Source organism: Exiguobacterium sp. s131 (genome assembly GCF_018617345.1).
Classification (GTDB): Bacteria; Bacillota; Bacilli; order Exiguobacteriales; family Exiguobacteriaceae; genus Exiguobacterium; species Exiguobacterium profundum.
In genome coordinates this window covers 1-18,159 of sequence record NZ_JACSJX010000008.1, presented here as the reverse complement: position 1 = coordinate 18,159, position 18,159 = coordinate 1, and the positions used below count along the sequence as shown (strand labels likewise).

Genomic DNA, 18,159 nt, shown 5'->3' with positions numbered 1-18,159 from the left:
GAAAGTAGTTGGGGGATCTCCCCCTGTGAGGATAGGACGTTGCCAGGCAACAACGCAGGACGACCGAGCATACGCTCGGTCGTTTTTTTACGTTCATAATGAAATCGAACTTCATATTCTGCTCGTTCACACGATGAAATTCCGAACAATTTTAATGTTATTTAAGTTAATGAACACAATTCTGAACTTTCTGAACATCGGGAATTGAATTGCACTTTTACGTTATACCTGTTACCATTACAGAAATATTTCGAAACAAAGATGTAGGTAGAACGAGAAAGGGGCCATCAATTTTTATGTGGGAAAATAAGTTTGCAAAAGAAGGTTTAACATTTGATGATGTATTACTTGTACCACGGTTTTCAAATGTTTTACCACGTGACGTTGATTTAAGCACGAAGCTCTGTGAAGGACTCGAATTAAATATTCCGATCATCAGTGCCGGTATGGATACCGTTACTGAAGCCCCAATGGCGATTGCTATGGCCCGTCAAGGTGGTTTAGGTGTCATTCACAAGAATATGTCGATGGAAATGCAGGCTGAGCACGTCGATCGCGTAAAGCGCTCAGAAAATGGTGTCATCACAAACCCGTTCTATTTAACTCCAGACCGTCAAGTATACGATGCAGAATACTTGATGAGTAAGTATCGTATTTCGGGCGTCCCAATCGTCAACTCAGAAGATGAACGTCAATTGATTGGTATTTTAACGAATCGTGATCTTCGCTTCATCAAAGACTATTCGACGGTAATCAAAGATGTCATGACGACAGAGAACCTCATCACAGCAAAAGTGGGGACATCGCTTGAAGAAGCCGAGCGTATCCTTCATCAACATCGCATCGAGAAACTTCCACTTGTCGATGAGAACGGTGTATTAAAAGGTCTCATTACGACGAAAGATATCGAAAAGGTCGAACAGTTCCCGAACGCAGCAAAAGATAAGCAAGGTCGTCTTCTTGTCGCAGCTGCAGTCGGTGTGACGAAAGACGCGGCTTCACGTGCTCAAGTGTTGGTTGAAGCAGGTGTGGATGCATTGGTTATCGATACGGCACACGGTCACTCAGCTGGCGTACTTGAAAAGGTTCGTGAGTTACGTGATATGTTCCCATCCCTTCCAATCATCGCAGGGAACGTGGCAACAGCAGAAGCGACGCGTGCATTGATTGAAGCAGGAGCATCCGTCATTAAAGTTGGGATTGGACCAGGCTCGATCTGTACGACACGTGTCGTCGCAGGTGTCGGCGTTCCGCAAATCACAGCAGTCTATGATTGTGTGATGGAAGCGAAAGAGCACGGTGTCTCAGTCATCGCTGACGGTGGAATCAAGTACTCTGGTGATATCGTTAAAGCGATTGCCGCAGGAGCCAATGCAGTCATGCTCGGAAGCTTGCTCGCAGGTGTGAAAGAGAGCCCAGGTGAGATGGAAATCTACCAAGGTCGTCAATTCAAGACGTACCGTGGTATGGGATCAGAAGCATCGATGAAACGCGGAAGCCAAGATCGTTACTTCCAAGAAGCAGACAAAAAATTCGTTCCTGAAGGTATCGAAGGTCGCGTCGCGTATCGCGGTGAACTGGCTGACACGGTCTATCAATTGATCGGTGGTCTTCGTTCAGGTATGGGGTATTGCGGCGCTGCCGACATTCGTGCCCTTCGTGAAGATACACAGTTCATTCGTATGACAGGTGCTGGACTCCAAGAGAGCCACCCACACGATGTCAACATTACAAAAGAAGCACCAAACTATTCACGTTAATGAAAAAGCCGCCATCCTGTTCACTCAGGATGGCGGTTCTTTATTTGCGTTTCTCGACTAAAATGACAGTTCCTCCCTGATCTTGAGCAGGAAGTGAGACGGTCACCTTCCCGTCTTTTTGAACAGTGTATGATTTGCCGCTATAGCGGTCAATCAAAATAGTCTTCGCCTTATACGACGTCTTAAATGAAACGGTTTGTGCTTTCTCTTTCGTGTTCAATCCGACGAGAACGGACTGTTTGCCGTAGGCCCGCTCAAAAATCGAGTAACCAGAATTGGCATTCACAGAGACGGATGATCGTGTTCCTTTACTGAATACGTGAGAATAGTCTGCACGGATATTCAATAGTTTTTGGTAATGCGTATGCATCGCTTTCCCTTCTCCTTTGACACGTGACCAGTCAAAGTCATAGCGGTTCTCATTGAACTCACCTTTATCCATATCCCCTGCATGTTTCCCAGATTGCCCGACTTCTTCTCCGTAATAGATGACCGGTTGACCTTTGGCCGTAATCTGAAGGGCGGCAGCGACCATTTGCTTACCTGTGTCTCCATCTGCGCGCGAGACGAGGAATCCATCTTCGTCGTGGCTACTTAAGAATTGTCCAAGCGTTGCTTCATTCGATAATTGGTTATTCCGATATTGGAGCGATTTTTCTACATCTTCAATGTTGCCGTTTACGAATTGCTCGGCCTGGTATTTAAAATCGAAGTCGAGCAAGGAATCCATTTGTCCACTCCGCAGATAACCGCCTGTATTGTTGATGCTGGCTCCATAGTGTTCGCCGATGAGTTTGAAATCTGGCTTGATTGTTGTCAGCTCATTTTTGAATGATTTCCACGTCGTTGAATCTACATGTTTGACCGTATCGACACGGAAATAGTCGATCGTATTTCCTTTTTTCGTTTTCGAACGTTTAATCCAATCCGTCTGCCATTTGACCAATTGCTCCCGCACGGCCGCTTCCTCGGTCTTGAAATCAGGAAGACCAGATAAGGACATTCTGAGGTCGTCCCCGTCAACCGGATTCTCACGAATCATGCCATCGAATACTTGGCGTTCCGCATCCGTCGGGAAATTCGTGACGTCTGAACTTGCACCTGGTTCCATGCCATAGCCTGGATGGTTCAAGACGACATCGACCATGATTTTGATGCCGCGCTTATGCGCCTCGTCAATGAGTTTATGGAATGCGGCCATATCTCCAAGATGTTCATCAAGTTTCTCAAAGTTTTTCGCCCAGTATCCGTGATAGCCATATTGAGACCCGTCTTTCCCATAACGCAAATCCCAATCGATGTTATCCACAATCGGTGTAATCCAGATTGTATTGATGCCTAAGTCATCTAAATAATCGAGTTTTTTTGTGACACCCGCAAAGTCTCCACCATGGTACGATTCCAGATGGTCTTTATCATAGTACTCATGGTTCGGATTATCATTGGACACGTCCCCGTTGTAGAAGCGGTCGGTTAGCATGAAGTAGATTCGTGCCTCATCCCAATCAAATGCTTGTTTCTCTTTCATCGATTTCGGAACGACACGGATGGTGGTCTTCGAGCGATGGACATTTCCATACTGGTCGACGGCTGTGACAGAGAGCGTCTTGTTTCCTGGTTTGATCGTATCTTTCACCGCAATGGTTTGAGCATTCAATGCACGGTCGATGTGCAACTTAGCGGGTCCTCCGAGAGGTCGTGCATCGATATAGAGTTCACGAAGCGTCACGCCCTTCGGTAAGGTTGGTTTTACCCGTAGGACGGCATTTTCTCTGGAGCTAATCGCTTTTGGACTGACTGAAGAAGTGAGTTTGACGGTCGGTTGGCGATACTCGATTTGAGAAGACTCAAAGTACGGATCCTTCACTTCAGTCGTCACTCCGTCTTTTGTGACGAGGTACGTGTAATCATGAACGCCTTCAGGCAAACGCACTGTGTGGCGGAACCATTCGTTTTCAGGCTCATACGTCATTGGATAAGTTTCATCATTGATTTTGAGTGCGACCTGTTCGATTTCATTCATTTTTCCTGATTCATAGAGTGCTACATCGCGGTAGAAGAAACTGATCCCGTCTGTACCGTACACTGGTCCGTTGACTGTCGGAACTTGATGGAACGTCCCTTTACCGCTTTCGACGAGGACCTTCGTGACACGGTCTTCTCCGAGCGTGACGTATCTGTCTTCTCCGTATGCGTCCTTCACAGCCCAATCCGTTCCTTTTCGGATCACAAATCCGACTTTGGTGGCGTCTTGGCCAACGGGGATTCGGAAGATGGCCCCGTCCTCCATGATGCGATACGGGTCAACTTGGCCGTCTTTTTTACCGGTGCTCCACGTCCACAAGTTCCAATCCGTATAATCTCCATCCGCGCGGACATACTTCATCTCGATATAACGAGTCGTTTCCCATGGATCGGCGAGCTTGGTTGCCGTTTTGAACGAAGTCGTCAAGGCAGGGAGTGACGTGTTGGAAATCGTCCCGTTCACTGCGTCCGCTGAGATGGTCGCCGTATATGACGTGTCGAGTGCGAGTGCCTCTTTCGGCTGAAGTGTCACGGTCGAACCGTTCGTTGTCACGTCGACCGGGATTTTTGTCTCTCCTTGTTGAAGCGTGACTGCTTCAGTATCGAGACGGACAGGTTCGTTGAACGTCCATGTGATTGGGGCAGACACATCCACGTCGATTGAGGCTGAAACCGGGGTCACCGAAACGACCTCAAGCTGATCAATCGTCTCCACCCCATTTAACGTGAACGGGGCACTATATACGGATTGCGTCGACGGAGTAGCAGCGACGTTCCAGCTGTTCGCCAGTTGGTTGGCCGCGTTACTTGGAATCGTATCGAACGCACCATGCTCTCCTGCATTATTGCCGCTCAATACAGTCAAGGCACGAACTTGGTCTCCATTGTTTAGCCCGAGTAAGGATAATGGAATCTTTCCTTCGAATCCTTTCGTCCGGTCCACTGCGAAAGCCGCACCGTTCAATTGGTTCAATTGTAAGAGTGGAGTATCCTGTCCGGCCTTATAAAGGGCGGCCTCTTTGACTTTTTGATCGCCATCGACACGAACGAGAACATGATATTGAGGTGCCTTGTCGACGCCTGTAAAGTCGAATGGGTATCCGAGTGGATTTTCAGAGACGCCAGAATCTTCATCGTTAATTTGAAGGGCGATGTTAATGTATTGTCCGTTGTCGCCCCAATTCGGGACATTGTTCGCATCTACATAAAAATAAAGATGTTGAGCATCGTTTTGTATGTATAAATCACCGACATCAAATCCTTGCCAACCCGTAGCCGGGGAAGTCGCAAGGGCTGGGATCGAGTTCCAGTCTGTTTTCAATCCATCAATCGTCATCATGGTCGGTTCGGCCAATGCGTTCATCGGGACACCGGCTTGAATGAGTAATGCTCCGGAAAGGATCAGCGTCGAAGCCTGACGAGCGGTTGTTTTTTTCATGAGGCACCTCTTCCTGTCAAATATATTTGCACACTTTTATGCAAACGTTTTCAAAAATAGTTTAGCGGAATTTGAAAGCGCTCACAATATGTTTTTGCAAAAATAATAAACCGCCTCTCCTATTTTGAAAGGAGAAGCGGTCAAGAGGATGGAGCGACGAGCTTTCCTTTTACAATCAGGCGCTCTGTCGTATCGAACGTACACGTGATTAACGTGATGGTTGGGGTTGAGGTGTCATCTAATACATCGACTCGTTCAGGAGAGACGGTTTCAAGCGAAGTGACTACGTACTCGTACGTTTGCGTTTCATCCTGAAGGTAGATCGTCGCACCGATCTCGATTTCATGGAGCGGTCCGAATAGGGCAGTTGCTCGTTGTAAATAGTGGCCGGCGAGCGCATAGTTCCCTTTGCCCATCTCTTGTTCAGGATGCATCGTTCCGGCGCCTACCGCGAGACTTTCATTGTCCAATCCTTTCATGATGGGAAGTTTCAGTGAGACATCGGGAATCGAAATCACACCGATTGTCGGCAAATCATGAAACCGATTGCGCGCTTGTAGGACGTCCGATACAGAGAGTGGACTGACGGCTTTGAAATCATAACTTGGATCAAATTCGCTCTCTTCTTGAAATTCCATCTGTTCCACCACGTATTCACTCGTCGAACTAGCAATGGCATTTTTCCAAATCGGGCTCGTCAAAAAGAGGACGCCGCTCCCAATGAGTAAAAGTCCGATGAACCATCGGATGCGTCGATTCATGATTTTCCTCCTTTTGCAACTGCCCACACAAGCATCAACTGCTCAATCACGTCAGATAACGTCGACTCCGGCAAATGCGCAAACCCGAACAGAAATTGCTTGTGGGAATCCGGATGCACGATGCGATAGTCATTCATGGATTTAATGGCGATTCCGGCGGATTCGGCGGACTGCTTCAATTCTTGCTCTGTTCGCTCGGTCGCGATGGTCAACACGACGTGCAATCCGGCACTTGCTCCGGTCACGGTGACGGTCGGTTCGAATGGTCGGAAGGCGGAGAGGACACTTTCTAACTTACGACGGTATATTTTTCGCATCCGGTTCAAATGCTTCTCAAAGTCACCGCTCGACATGAATAAGGCCAACGTCTGTTGTTCGAACCGGGGAACGCTACAGGTGAAATACTGGTGTCGTTCCCGGTAACGGTTTAACAAGGGTGTCGGTAAGACCATATAGCCGATGCGTAAGGATGGCATGAGAGATTTTGAAAACGTACTGATATAGATAACCCGTTCGTTCGGGTCCATGCTCTGCAGTGACGGAATCGGCTTGCCGCTATAGCGAAACTCGCTGTCGTAATCGTCTTCGATGATATACGTCTGATGGACGAGTGCCCAATTTAACAAACGTTGCCTTCGACTGACAGACAGGACGGTCCCTGTCGGAAATTGATGAGCAGGTGTGACATATAGTGCATCGATTGCATGACGCTCGAGCTCATTCACACAAACACCACTATCGTCTACGGGAATAGGAATCGATGTGCGTCCTTGTTGTTCGAACAACAATCGCGTGAGCGGATAACCAGGGTCTTCGATCCCGAAGATAGACGAGTCCGGTAATAGATTCAAGAGCTGTGGCAACAGTTGTTCCGTACCGGACCCGACGATGATCTGTTCTGGTGAACACTGTACGCCACGGGAGTGATAAAGATATGTGGCGATTTCTTGGCGTAATTCTAGATCTCCTTGAACAGAACCTAACGCAAGTAATTCATGATTCACGTCATCGACGACATGTTTGATGTGTCGCTTCCATCGTTCAAACGGGAAGGCAGTCGTGTCGATTTGACTCGGGGAAACATCATAAGCATACGTCTTTCGTGTAGGTGCCGGGGCGATGGTACTACTCGAGCGCCGGACGTACAGTTCCTCTTGAGGTAACACATAAAATCCTTTTCGAGGAATGGACTCGATGTATCCTTCGGCGAGTAACTGGGCATACGCGAACTCGACCGTGGTCTGCGAGACATCTAAAAATTGAGAGAGCTTACGCTTTGAAGGTAATTTGGTTCCTGTCTTTAACGTATCGTCGAGGATGGCATCCCGAATGTGCTTATACAATTGCTCGTAAAGCGGGATGGACGATTCTTGATCAAGCGATAAGGTAAGCATATCCATGGTGTGACGTTCCTTTCTTTACGAACCAAAAAAGAAGTAGAGCATAAACCCAAGAATAATGATGAAAGAGACAATCCCGGGTGTCCCGAATGAGGCACGATGACCCCCATCAAACGAATCGCGGTTTAACATACGTATTCCTCCTTAATACTTCAACAGGTTCGTGATAGATGAAATAGAGTCCTTTATTTAAAACTGACCACTTTAAAAAATGAGAAACTGGCACTTTTAATATAGTCAATTCAACTTATACTAGCAAGTAGAACACGAATCAATGGAGGGATTTCAATGGAAAAGAGACAAGTAGGGACAGATAAAGTAAAACGTGGGATGGCTGAAATGCAAAAAGGTGGCGTCATCATGGACGTCATCAACGCTGAACAGGCGAAAATTGCTGAAGCTGCCGGTGCTGTGGCTGTCATGGCGCTCGAACGTGTACCATCAGATATCCGTAAAATGGGTGGCGTTGCCCGTATGGCTGACCCGACAATCATCGAAGACGTCATGGGGGCAGTATCTGTGCCGGTTATGGCAAAATGCCGGATCGGGCATATCGCTGAAGCACGTGTCCTCGAGTCGATGGGGGTCGACTTCATTGACGAGAGTGAAGTGTTGACACCAGCCGACGAAGAGTTCCACTTGTACAAGCGCGACTATACGGCGCCGTTCGTATGTGGAGCACGCGACCTCGGTGAAGCAGCCCGCCGTATCGGTGAAGGGGCAGCGATGATTCGTACAAAAGGGGAGCCGGGAACAGGGAACATCGTCGAAGCGGTTCGTCATATGCGTACAGTACAAGCTCAAGTGAAACGTCTCTTGTCGATGAGCGTAGATGAGGTCATGACAGAGGCGCGCGACCTCGGTGCACCGTTTGAAGTATTGATGCAAATCCGTGAAGCGGGCCGTCTGCCGGTCGTAAACTTCGCAGCAGGTGGAATCGCGACGCCAGCGGATGCTGCCTTGATGATGCACCTCGGGGCAGATGGAGTCTTTGTCGGATCTGGTATTTTCAAAGCAGAGAACCCAGAAAAATTTGCACGTGCCATTGTAGAAGCAACAACGTATCACGATGACTATGAGCGAATCGCACACTTGTCAAAAGGATTGGGTGAGGCGATGAAAGGACTCGATGTCCGCACACTCAAAGAAGAAGAACTCATGGCACCACGAGGCTGGTAAGATGGTAACGATTGGCGTATTAGGAATGCAAGGTGCGATTCGTGAGCATGTTCGCATGCTGGAAGCGCTCGGTGCTCGAACCGTTGTCGTTCGCTCGGTAGAAGACTTGCAAGCGATTGACGGACTCGTGTTACCAGGGGGAGAGAGTACGGCGATGCGGCGATTACTCGACCGTTACGGTCTGCTCGAACCACTTCGAGAGATAGAAACGTTACCGATGTTCGGCACATGTGCCGGCATGATTCTTCTCGCGAACGAAGTCGAAGGGTATGACGCCCACTTGAAGAAAATCCCGATGACAGTGAAACGCAATGCGTTCGGACGTCAGGTCGACAGTTTTGAAGTCGACCTTCCAGTGAAAGGGATCGATGAGCCAGTCGAAGCGGTCTTTATTCGTGCCCCACAAGTGGCACGTGTCGAACCGGAAGTAGATGTGCTCGCTGAAGTGGAGGAAGCGATTGTGGCGGTCCGTTACAATCAGTATCTGGCTTGCTCGTTCCATCCCGAATTGACGGATGACCTCTCGTTACATCGCTATTTTATCGAGATGGTCAAAGCGAATCAGAGTCAACATGTATAAGTTTGAGGGACCTCGCAAAAAGGGGGTCCTTCAAACTTATTTTTTGTTACACTGAACAAAGAAGCGTACAGAAAGGGGAAACGATGTGAAGGCCCGTTATTTCATCATATTGCTCACTGTCGTATTCGTCATACAGACCATGTTGCCATCGGCTGCCTCTGCGGCCGCTCCGAAAGTGGATGCAGCAAGCGCGATGCTTGTAGACGTGACGACAGGACAAGTTCTATTTGCCAAACAAGAAGATTCGATGCTTCAGCCGGCTTCAATCACGAAGCTGATGACTGCATTTTTGACGCGTGAGGCGATTCAGGCAGGGAAACTCAGTTGGACACAAGAAATCACACCGAGCGATGCTGCTTTGGCGTTGACGAGAAAGCCGGGGTTGGCACGAATCCCGCTGTTAAATAAACCATATACCGTCAAAGAATTATACGATGCCGCGTTGATTCGTTCAGCGAATGAAGCGGCCGTAACGCTCGGGGAGGCCGTATCCGGTTCGGAAGAGGCATTCGTCAAAGAGATGAATCGCCGGGCTGATGAATTAGGGATGACGCAAACGACGTTCGCGAACGCCTCAGGACTCGATTCTGAATCCGCTGGCCTACCGGGAGACAACTTGACGTCTGCTAAGGACTTGATGAAGCTCGCGATCGCGTATTTGACGACGTATCCGGAAGTGCTCGACGTGACGAAGCGGGCATACGTGGACGTCGACGGTGTTCGATTTGATGCGACGAATCGCATGCTCGCTAATCGTGACCTCGCTTATCCGGGAATGCTCGGCTTCAAGACAGGCACGACGAATGAGGCGGGATATTGTTTCATCGGCGTATCCACACGGGATGGGCGTACCGTTTTGTCGGTCGTCCTCGGTGCAACATCGGACGAGGGACGTTATGCAGCAACGAAAGCGCTACATGATTATGCTTATGCGGATTTCGTCATGACCCCAATCTTGCGGATGGGGGAGACAATCTCCAAGATGGCAACGGTCTCTCAAGGCGAGGAAGAGCAAGTCGCGGTCCGGACGACAAACGATTTTGAGGTGTTGGTTGAAAAAGGAAAACCCGTACCGGAGCCCGAATATGATCTGCTTGATTTAGAGGCTCCGATTAAGGTTGACACACAGGCAGGCATGGTCACCATCGATTCTTCGGAGAACGTACGCTATTTAGAGGGAGAGGCTCCTCCTAAGATGGCACTTGTTACAGCGGAGTCGGTCGATACCGCCTCGTTCTTGACGAGAATAACGCGAGCTTTTTTGGATTTCCTCGATCAAATCCGACTCGCACTTGGAAAAATCAGTCTTGTCGAACAAGTTGAGATGTTGTAAAGTAAGATTAATTCAATGACAGATGCGATGATGAGAATAAGTACGTTACGTACGTCTACTGACAGAGAGCTAGTGGTTGGTGCAAACTAGTGAGATGACGTGACCGAATCGGCCTCGGAGCATTGACTTGGAAACAAGTCACGTTCGCACACGTTACGTGCATCGAGTGGCTCAAACATTTGGGCAACGAGGGTGGCAACGCGGATCCAAGGTGGTTCGTCCCTTTCCTACGGGAAAGGGACGAACCACCTTTTTTATATGAAAAAGGAGGAATAGCAATGTTAGACATTAAACGTTTGCGACAGGATTTTGAAGGGATTAAAGAAAAGTTAGCTCACCGGGGGGAAGACTTGAGTGCACTTGACCGCTTCCCACAACTAGAGGAGAAACGTCGCGACTTGATCAACGAAGTCGAAGTGAAGAAAGCGAAGCGCAACGAAGCGACAAAACAGATCGCTGAATTGAAGCGGAACAAAGAAGATGCCGAAGGTCCGATTTTAGAGACACGTCGCCTCGGCGATGAAATCAAACTGTTGGACGAAGAGTTACGCGAAGTTGAGGCAGAACTCAACTTGATTTTACTCAGCATCCCAAATATCCCGCACGAATCAACACCAATCGGCGAAACGGAAGACGACAACGTGACGATTCGCGAAATCGGGACAAAGCCTGAGTTTGATTTCGAGCCTAAGCAACATTGGGACGTGATGGAAGACCTTCAAATCGTCGATGTCGAGCGCGCTGGAAAAGTAACAGGTAGCCGCTTCGTCTTCTATAAAGGATTAGGCGCTCGCTTAGAACGTGCCCTCATCAACTTTATGATGGACCTTCATTCAGATGAGCATGGGTACGCTGAAGTGTTACCTCCTTACATGGTCAATCGAGATTCGATGACAGGAACGGGTCAGCTTCCTAAATTTGAAGAGGATGCATTTAAAGTAGCGGATACGAACTACTTCCTCGTTCCGACGGCTGAAGTACCGGTCACGAACATGCACCGTGAAGAAATTCTTCCGGAAACACAACTTCCAATCGCGTATACTGCATATAGCGCAAACTTTCGTTCTGAAGCTGGGTCAGCGGGACGTGACACGCGTGGGTTGATCCGTCAGCACCAATTCAATAAAGTCGAGCTCGTCCGCTTCGTAAAACCGGAAGAGTCTTATGAGCAATTGGAACTGTTGACAGGTCATGCCGAAGAAGTATTGAAACGTCTCGGTCTTCCGTATCAAGTGCTCAGCATGTGTACGGCAGATCTCGGATTCACTGCCGCGAAAAAATACGATATTGAAGTATGGATGCCGGCACAAGGGGTCTATCGTGAAATCTCGTCTTGCTCAAACTTTGAAGATTTCCAAGCGCGTCGTGCGGGAATTCGTTTCCGTCGTGACGCCAATGCGAAACCTGAGTTTGTGCATACGTTGAACGGTTCAGGTTTGGCGGTCGGACGAACGGTCGCAGCGATTCTTGAAAATTATCAACAAGCGGATGGATCGGTCGTGATTCCAGAAGTTCTTCGTCCTTACATGGGTGGAAAAGAAAAGATTGAAATGCCGCACTAAACGCTTGAGCAGCCTCGATTTTGAGGCTGCTCAATTTTTTTAATGTTTTTTCACAAAAGGGTTTGACATCTGTCTCTTCAGTTGGTACTATAAATCATGTCGAGCGACACTGTTGCTCACGAATTGCATATGAGCTTTGGAGGTGTACCCAAGTGGTTTAAGGGAACGGTCTTGAAAACCGTCAGGGGTGTAACAGCCTGCGTGGGTTCGAATCCCACCACCTCCTCCATTTCTTTTTTGGAGGCTCACACAATTTTATATCTTTTGGAGGTGTACCCAAGTGGTTTAAGGGAACGGTCTTGAAAACCGTCAGGGGTGTAACAGCCTGCGTGGGTTCGAATCCCACCACCTCCTCCACTTTCTTTTTTTTACACTTTTTTAGGCCTGGAGTTGTACCCAAGTCCGGCTGAAGGGGACGGACTCGAAATCCGTTAGGAGTCGCAAGGCTCGCGTGGGTTCGAATCCCACCAACTCCGCTTTCAATCGGGCATCTGCAGAGGCAGATGCATTTTTTGTATCCACAGACATAAGCGCTGTGGATTTTTTTATGCACAAAAAGAAGGATTACGCTTTCGTTGGCGCAATCCTTCTATTGATTATCTCACTTTTGCTTCGCGTGCAATCGTGAGTTGCTTTTCAATTTTCTCAAGAATGAGTTCGACTGAATCTGGGTCGTTGATGAGGTCATACTCTTCGATCGAGAGACGCAATACCGGGCACAGGTTGAAGTTGTTGATCCATTCTGTGTAGCGGGTGTACATCTCTTCCCAATAAGCGATTGGTGTTTGCTGTTCCATCTCGCGACCGCGCATCTGAATGCGTTCGAGTACTTGTTCGAACGAACCTTCAAGATAGATTAATAGATCCGGGTGCGGGAAGAACGGTGTCAACACCATTGCCTCGAACAAACTAGAATACGTTTCGTAGTCTGTTGGTGACATCGTCCCTTTTTCATAGTGCATCTTGGCGAAGATGCCTGTATCTTCATAGATTGAACGATCTTGGATGAAGCCGCCACCGTATTGGAAGATTTTCTTCTGTTCTTTAAAACGTTCTGCCAAGAAGTAAATTTGAAGATGGAAGCTCCAACGTTCGAAATCATGATAGAATTTATCGAGGTAAGGGTTGGTATCTACTTTTTCGAGAGACGTTCGGAAATTCAATGCATCGGCTAACGAATTGGTGATCGTTGATTTCCCGATCCCAACCATTCCACCGATTGTAATGATTGTATCGTTCGGGATGTTATATTTATCAATCAGCTTCATTTTATTTGGGCTCCTTTAGTTAATTCTAATTCACGCTCAATCGTTTTTAGGACATGAGTCAAGTCGTCCGGATTGTGTACAAAGTCGAGTTCATCCCCACTGAACGAGAGAATCTTCACTTCTGGATGGGCCGCGCGATACGATTCAACAAACGTCTCATAGTCGTGAGCAAGTTGTTCGAGGTAATCACGAGACATATTCTCTTCCACTTCACGTCCACGCAAGGCGACTCGTTTCATTAATGTCTCAATGCTGGCATGTAAGTAAATGACGACATCAGGTTTCGGCATATCATGTGTCAAAATCTTATAAATCTGCTCGTACTTGTTCAAATGTGCCGGTTTCAGCGAACGGTGAGCAAAAATCAAGTTTTTGAAAATATGATAGTCCGAAACGACGGATTGTTGCTGACTCAAGTGGTGTTTGTGAATATCATCCAACTGCTTGAATCGATTGCACAAGAAGAACATTTCCGTTTGGAAACTCCATTCTTCGATATCTTCATAAAACTTGCCGAGAAATGGGTTCTCTTCTACAATTTCATTCAGCATCTGCATCGAGAAATGCTGACTGATGATATGGGCCAGTGATGTTTTCCCGACACCAATCGGTCCTTCTACCGTTATAAACATATGATGTCATCCTCCATTATCCAAAGTGCAAGTTCCATTCTAGCACACAATACGAGCGATATGGCGAGGGATTTGATTTTCATTTTTTTTCATAGTTTTAAATAAGAAATGAGGTGAATCGATGGAACGTGATGAGCGATTTATGCAGTTGGCCATCGAAGAAGCAAAGAAAGCAGAAGCCATTGGCGAGGTGCCGATTGGTTGTGTGATCGTAAAGGGAGACCAGGTGATCGCAACCGGGCACAATCGTCGTGAGACGGATCGATTGGCGGCAGCACACGCCGAGATGATTGCGATTGAAACGGCCAATGAGACACTAGAAAATTGGCGATTAGAAGACTGCGAACTATACGTTACCCTTGAACCGTGTCCGATGTGTGCGGGCGCAATCGTGTTGTCTCGCGTGAAACGTGTCATTTTCGGTGCCCACGACCCGAAAGGTGGATGTTGTGGGACGTTGATGAACTTGGTGCAGGATGAGCGGTTCAATCACCAAGCCGAAGTGACAGAAAATGTTTTAGCAGAAGAATGTGGACAGCTCCTGACAGATTTCTTCCGAGCGCTTCGAGAAAGGAAGAAACAAGAACGACTCAATCAGAGAGGTTGCAACCCAATCGATTAAACAGTATAATGTAATAGCACTCGAGATAGTGCCTAATTTCATTTACCCATTTGCCGTGCTAGGTGGGGAGGTAGCGGTGCCCTGTCACTCGCAATCCGCTGTAGCGAGACTGAATCCCGATTCGAGGGAGTACGCTGGTGTGGTCTGCCTTATGTAAGTGGCGTTGACGTCTGAGTCCTGCGCAACGGTCACCCATGAACCAGGTCAGGTCCGGAAGGAAGCAGCCTTAAGTGGTGACGTACCGTGTGCCGCAGGGGTGCTTGGGCTGAGCAAACTGCATGAGTAACGCATGTTGACGTGCTTTCAGAAATCGGTGCGCGGCAGATTTATTTTATAACTTCAATCTATGGCCCCCGGGCTGTAGATTTTTTTGTATGATGAGATAGAGAAGAACAGTAGGGAAGGAGGCGAACTCATGGCGTATCAAGCGTTATATCGTGTATATCGACCTCAATCGTTTCAAGAGGTCGTCGGTCAAGTCCATATCACACGTACGATTCAAAACGCTCTGTTAGAGGAGCGGATGTCACATGCGTACCTGTTTTCTGGCCCGCGTGGAACGGGGAAGACGAGTTTGGCGAAAATCATTGCCAAGGCAATCAACTGTGAAAGCGCGCCGACACGTGAACCATGTAACACCTGTCCGACGTGTATCGCCATCACGGAAGGGACGAGTCCCGACGTGTTTGAAATTGATGCCGCATCGAACAACGGGGTTGACGAAATTCGGGAGATTCGAGACAAAGTCAAATATCCGCCGTCCCAAGGGCGTTACAAAGTATACATCATTGATGAAGTGCATATGTTATCGACCGGTGCATTCAACGCGTTGTTAAAGACGCTTGAGGAACCACCGGCACATGCGATATTCATCTTGGCCACGACAGAACCACATAAAATTCCGGCCACGATCATTTCCCGCTGTCAGCGATTTGATGTCAAACGACATGAAGTGAGTCAATTACAAACGCGGATGGCCTATATTTTGAACGACCAAGACCATGACTATGACCCGGAAGCATTGAAGCTAATCGCACGTGCTGCCGATGGCGGGATGCGAGATGCCCTCAGCTTACTCGATCAGGCGCTCGCATTCAGTGATGGGCGGTTGACGGAAGAAGCAGTGTTAGAAGTCACGGGTGCCGTGACGGATGAAACGTTGCTCGACATGGCGTATGGTCTCCAACGGAAAGAATTAAATGCCATTTTGAGTACGCTTGAATTGATGTTACGTGAAGGGAAAGACTTGAAACGTTTCATCGAAGACTTAGTGTTTGTCCATCGGGATGCGTTACTCTTGAAAGCATCTCCCCAAGCAGCTGACTTATTGGAACGTGCTCGTCCGACTGACGAGTTTCGTCAGTTCGTCGAAGCGACTTCGACGGATGAATTGTTCCAAGTGATTGAAGAGCTCAATGATTGCCAACAGCAGATGAGGTTATCCAACCATCCGAAAGTGTTGGTGGAGTTAACATTCATCCGGATCGCGGAACAAGGCCGGACGATCAGTGAGCAAATGGCACAACTACAAGATCAAGTACGTGAACTGAGCCGTGAATTAAATGAAGTGAAGAAGAATGGTGTTGCCGTGACGAGCGGAGAAGCAGAAAAGCCGAAACCTGCTCAAAAACGTACACAGATTCGGGTGCCGAAAGAACGGATTCGCCAACTCTTGCAGCGGGCCGAACGGCAGCACTTGAATGCGATTCGCGACAGCTGGGGAGATATCATGACGAATATTCGGATACAAGATGGTCCGATTTTCGCTCTCTTCTATGAAAGTGAAGCTGTCCTTTGTGCAAGTGACACCTTACTGGTACAATTTAAAGATGGAATGACATGGCACTATGAACAAGTGAGTTCAAATGGTCGTACGCGCGATGTGATTGAACAGGCGTTATTCGAAGTGACGGGGATTCGTCGCGAAATCATGGCGGTGCTTGAGACGGATTGGAATGAACTAAAAAATGAGTTCATCCTTCAAAAGCAAGCAGAACGAACGGAACAAGTCGAAGAGCCGGAAACCGAGGATCCGCTAGTTGCGCAGGCGATGGAACGTTTTGGCGATGTCGTTGAAATCGAAGAAACATAAGGGAGGCGCTCTGAATGCGTGGAATGGGAAACATGAACAACATGATGAAACAGATGCAAAAGATGCAAAAAGATATGGCGAAAGCTCAAGAGGAATTAAAAGAGTTATCGGTTGAAGGAACAGCGGGAGGCGGCATGGTGAAAGTTGTCGTCAGCGGTCATAAAGAAGTTTTAGACGTCATTATTGCTGAAGACGTTGTCGATCCGGACGATGTGGATATGTTACAAGATCTTGTCTTAGCAGCAATCAATGATGCAATGAAACAAGCGGATCAGCTTGTGAATGATAAGATGGGACGTTTCACACAAGGGATGAACCTCCCAGGCTTTTAAGTGAAGAAAGGATCGATGCGAGTTGCAATACCCTGAAGCCATTGGACGATTGATTGAGAGTTTTACGAAGTTACCTGGGATTGGACCGAAAACTGCGGTACGTTTAGCATTCCATGTATTAGATATGGAAGAAGACGATGTGTTGACGTTTGCGAAATCTCTCGTGAGTGCGAAGCGTGACATAAAGTATTGTACCGTGTGTGGCCACATCACAGATATTGATCCGTGTGCAATCTGCAAAGACTCACATCGGGATGAAACGGTGGTTTGTGTGGTTCAAGACTCAAGAGACGTGATTGCTATGGAGAAGATGCGGGAGTACAGAGGGAAGTATCATGTTCTTCATGGAGCCATTAGTCCAATGGAAGGGATTGGTCCAGAGGATATTAATGTTTCAAGTTTGCTGACACGTTTACAAGAGAACGAGTCGATTCAAGAAGTGATTTTAGCGACCAACCCGAACATTGAAGGGGAAGCGACTTCGATGTATTTATCGAGACTACTCAAACCGACGGGAATTCGCGTGACGCGTCTTGCCCATGGTTTACCAGTCGGTGGAGATTTGGAGTATGCGGATGAAGTGACATTATCTCGGGCGATGGAAGGTAGAAGAGAACTATGAAATGGTTTCGTAAGTCGTTAAGAGATGATTATGATCAACGACTACTGACTGAGTTGCTAGAAGCTAAGGCTAAGTTTGAATCGAAACGTCGGATTCTTGAAGTCAGCATAGAGGACACTGGAGAGCTAGCTGCTCAAGTGAAGCAAGCGGAAGCTCTCTACTTCTTCTATTTGAAAGAAGCAAAGAAGCGAAATGTTTCGTTATCGTCTCTTCGTTCTTAAGGCGACGCCAATGGCGCGCCTTCTTTATTTTTAGTCCTATATAATGAAAGAAAAAAATCGTTTTGGTTGGACAAATGAAGTTTTTATATATTTCTCTAATCTTTTTAATAAAAAGGGTTGCGTGGTTATTGTTTTACTGATATATTAATAGACGTCGTCGAGATAAGCGACGAAGAAAATAAAAAATATTTTTAAAAAGTGATTGACCTTTTGTTCTCCACTTGGTAAGATATTTAAGTCGCCAAGAGCGGCAGACGAACTTTGAAAACTGAACGATGAGGCAAAAATAAGTTTTACAATTTTTGAATGAAGCGCAAGCTTCGTCAATTTAA

16 protein-coding genes, 3 tRNA genes, 1 other RNA gene and 1 other annotated feature are annotated in these 18,159 nt (G+C 47.5%); of the genes, 14 read left to right on the top strand and 6 right to left on the bottom strand.

Annotated elements, in window-relative coordinates; translation table 11 throughout:
• Window positions 1-296: 296 nt before the first annotated feature.
• Window positions 297-1,760, top strand: coding sequence for an IMP dehydrogenase (gene guaB / locus KNO69_RS15070; protein ID WP_074035270.1), 1,464 nt, complete (start codon window positions 297-299; stop codon window positions 1,758-1,760).
• A gap of 40 nt (window positions 1,761-1,800) precedes the next feature.
• Here the strand turns inward: guaB and KNO69_RS15065 are convergent, their stop codons facing one another.
• The 3 genes from KNO69_RS15065 to pdxR all read right to left on the bottom strand — a co-directional run bounded on the left by KNO69_RS15065 (window position 1,801) and on the right by pdxR (window position 7,384).
• Window positions 1,801-5,223 (bottom strand): alpha-amylase family glycosyl hydrolase, encoded by a 3,423-nt coding sequence (locus KNO69_RS15065; RefSeq protein ID WP_214818967.1) that lies wholly within the window; start codon window positions 5,221-5,223, stop codon window positions 1,801-1,803.
• Window positions 5,224-5,363: 140 nt separating this feature from the next.
• The gene (locus KNO69_RS15060) at window positions 5,364-5,984 is read right to left on the bottom strand and encodes a class A sortase (protein ID WP_214818966.1); all 621 of its coding nucleotides are present in this window, start codon (window positions 5,982-5,984) and stop codon (window positions 5,364-5,366) included.
• Window positions 5,981-7,384, bottom strand: a complete 1,404-nt coding sequence (gene pdxR / locus KNO69_RS15055) for a MocR-like pyridoxine biosynthesis transcription factor PdxR (protein WP_214818963.1) — start codon at window positions 7,382-7,384, stop codon at window positions 5,981-5,983. The genes KNO69_RS15060 and pdxR overlap by 4 nt, the downstream gene beginning before the upstream one ends.
• Before the next feature lie 288 nt (window positions 7,385-7,672).
• Between pdxR and pdxS the strand changes: the two genes are divergently transcribed.
• The 7 genes from pdxS (at window position 7,673) to KNO69_RS15020 (ending at window position 12,514) form a co-directional block, all read left to right on the top strand.
• Window positions 7,673-8,563 carry a pyridoxal 5'-phosphate synthase lyase subunit PdxS gene (pdxS, locus tag KNO69_RS15050; RefSeq protein WP_012727762.1) on the top strand — a complete coding sequence of 297 codons (891 nt, stop codon included), beginning with the start codon at window positions 7,673-7,675 and terminating at the stop codon, window positions 8,561-8,563.
• A gap of 1 nt (window position 8,564) precedes the next feature.
• Window positions 8,565-9,143 (top strand): pyridoxal 5'-phosphate synthase glutaminase subunit PdxT, encoded by a 579-nt coding sequence (gene pdxT, locus KNO69_RS15045; protein WP_214818962.1) that lies wholly within the window; start codon window positions 8,565-8,567, stop codon window positions 9,141-9,143.
• 85 nt (window positions 9,144-9,228) lie between these two features.
• Entirely contained in the window at window positions 9,229-10,476 is a 1,248-nt protein-coding gene (locus KNO69_RS15040; protein ID WP_214818961.1) for a D-alanyl-D-alanine carboxypeptidase family protein, read from the top strand.
• An 18-nt stretch (window positions 10,477-10,494) separates the two neighbouring features.
• Window positions 10,495-10,703: a binding site (T-box leader), on the top strand.
• A gap of 51 nt (window positions 10,704-10,754) precedes the next feature.
• Entirely contained in the window at window positions 10,755-12,038 is a 1,284-nt protein-coding gene (serS, locus tag KNO69_RS15035) for a serine--tRNA ligase (protein WP_214818956.1), read from the top strand.
• A 138-nt stretch (window positions 12,039-12,176) separates the two neighbouring features.
• Window positions 12,177-12,267, top strand: a tRNA-Ser gene (locus KNO69_RS15030).
• Between the two features lie 37 nt (window positions 12,268-12,304).
• Window positions 12,305-12,395, top strand: a tRNA-Ser gene (locus KNO69_RS15025).
• A gap of 29 nt (window positions 12,396-12,424) precedes the next feature.
• Window positions 12,425-12,514: transfer RNA gene (locus KNO69_RS15020), tRNA-Ser, on the top strand.
• A 120-nt stretch (window positions 12,515-12,634) separates the two neighbouring features.
• Here KNO69_RS15020 and KNO69_RS15015 read toward each other — a convergent pair.
• Together KNO69_RS15015 and KNO69_RS15010 are read right to left on the bottom strand one after the other, a co-directional pair.
• Window positions 12,635-13,306: a deoxynucleoside kinase gene (locus KNO69_RS15015; protein ID WP_074035276.1), complete on the bottom strand. Its 672-nt coding sequence runs from the start codon at window positions 13,304-13,306 to the stop codon at window positions 12,635-12,637.
• Window positions 13,303-13,938: a deoxynucleoside kinase gene (locus KNO69_RS15010; RefSeq protein ID WP_012727757.1), complete on the bottom strand. Its 636-nt coding sequence runs from the start codon at window positions 13,936-13,938 to the stop codon at window positions 13,303-13,305. The genes KNO69_RS15015 and KNO69_RS15010 overlap by 4 nt, the downstream gene beginning before the upstream one ends.
• A gap of 121 nt (window positions 13,939-14,059) precedes the next feature.
• On the opposite strand from KNO69_RS15010, the gene tadA reads away from it, so the two are divergent.
• The 6 genes from tadA (at window position 14,060) to KNO69_RS14980 (ending at window position 17,827) form a co-directional block, all read left to right on the top strand.
• The gene (gene tadA / locus KNO69_RS15005; RefSeq protein ID WP_078145941.1) at window positions 14,060-14,560 is read left to right on the top strand and encodes a tRNA adenosine(34) deaminase TadA; all 501 of its coding nucleotides are present in this window, start codon (window positions 14,060-14,062) and stop codon (window positions 14,558-14,560) included.
• Window positions 14,561-14,613: 53 nt separating this feature from the next.
• Window positions 14,614-14,881, top strand: an RNA gene (ffs, locus tag KNO69_RS15000) — signal recognition particle sRNA large type.
• Between the two features lie 94 nt (window positions 14,882-14,975).
• Window positions 14,976-16,652, top strand: a complete 1,677-nt coding sequence (dnaX, locus tag KNO69_RS14995; protein ID WP_214818955.1) for a DNA polymerase III subunit gamma/tau — start codon at window positions 14,976-14,978, stop codon at window positions 16,650-16,652.
• 14 nt (window positions 16,653-16,666) lie between these two features.
• A complete protein-coding gene (locus KNO69_RS14990; RefSeq protein ID WP_012727754.1) occupies window positions 16,667-16,984 on the top strand; it encodes a YbaB/EbfC family nucleoid-associated protein in 318 nt (105 codons plus the stop codon).
• A 22-nt stretch (window positions 16,985-17,006) separates the two neighbouring features.
• Complete coding sequence (gene recR, locus KNO69_RS14985) at window positions 17,007-17,606, top strand: recombination mediator RecR (RefSeq protein WP_012727753.1); 600 nt, start codon at window positions 17,007-17,009, stop codon at window positions 17,604-17,606.
• Window positions 17,603-17,827, top strand: coding sequence for a YaaL family protein (locus KNO69_RS14980; RefSeq protein ID WP_031424056.1), 225 nt, complete (start codon window positions 17,603-17,605; stop codon window positions 17,825-17,827). Before recR ends, KNO69_RS14980 begins: the two co-directional genes overlap by 4 nt.
• A 144-nt stretch (window positions 17,828-17,971) precedes the next feature.
• On the opposite strand, the gene KNO69_RS14975 is transcribed toward KNO69_RS14980, so the two are convergent.
• On the bottom strand, window positions 17,972-18,159 hold a 188-nt coding region (locus tag KNO69_RS14975), incomplete at its 5' end, for a hypothetical protein (RefSeq protein WP_214818954.1).

Bases quoted from the DNA above. Each gene is read 5' to 3' on its own strand.
- guaB (WP_074035270.1), top strand. From the start codon at position 297: ATGTGGGAAAATAAGTTTGCAAAAGAAGGTTTAACATTTGATGATGTA.
- KNO69_RS15065 (WP_214818967.1), bottom strand. From the start codon at position 5,223: ATGAAAAAAACAACCGCTCGTCAGGCTTCGACGCTGATCCTTTCCGGA.
- KNO69_RS15060 (WP_214818966.1), bottom strand. From the start codon at position 5,984: ATGAATCGACGCATCCGATGGTTCATCGGACTTTTACTCATTGGGAGC.
- pdxR (WP_214818963.1), bottom strand. From the start codon at position 7,384: ATGGATATGCTTACCTTATCGCTTGATCAAGAATCGTCCATCCCGCTT.
- pdxS (WP_012727762.1), top strand. From the start codon at position 7,673: ATGGAAAAGAGACAAGTAGGGACAGATAAAGTAAAACGTGGGATGGCT.
- pdxT (WP_214818962.1), top strand. From the start codon at position 8,565: ATGGTAACGATTGGCGTATTAGGAATGCAAGGTGCGATTCGTGAGCAT.
- serS (WP_214818956.1), top strand. From the start codon at position 10,755: ATGTTAGACATTAAACGTTTGCGACAGGATTTTGAAGGGATTAAAGAA.
- KNO69_RS15015 (WP_074035276.1), bottom strand. From the start codon at position 13,306: ATGAAGCTGATTGATAAATATAACATCCCGAACGATACAATCATTACA.
- KNO69_RS15010 (WP_012727757.1), bottom strand. From the start codon at position 13,938: ATGTTTATAACGGTAGAAGGACCGATTGGTGTCGGGAAAACATCACTG.
- tadA (WP_078145941.1), top strand. From the start codon at position 14,060: ATGGAACGTGATGAGCGATTTATGCAGTTGGCCATCGAAGAAGCAAAG.
- dnaX (WP_214818955.1), top strand. From the start codon at position 14,976: ATGGCGTATCAAGCGTTATATCGTGTATATCGACCTCAATCGTTTCAA.
- KNO69_RS14990 (WP_012727754.1), top strand. From the start codon at position 16,667: ATGCGTGGAATGGGAAACATGAACAACATGATGAAACAGATGCAAAAG.
- KNO69_RS14980 (WP_031424056.1), top strand. From the start codon at position 17,603: ATGAAATGGTTTCGTAAGTCGTTAAGAGATGATTATGATCAACGACTA.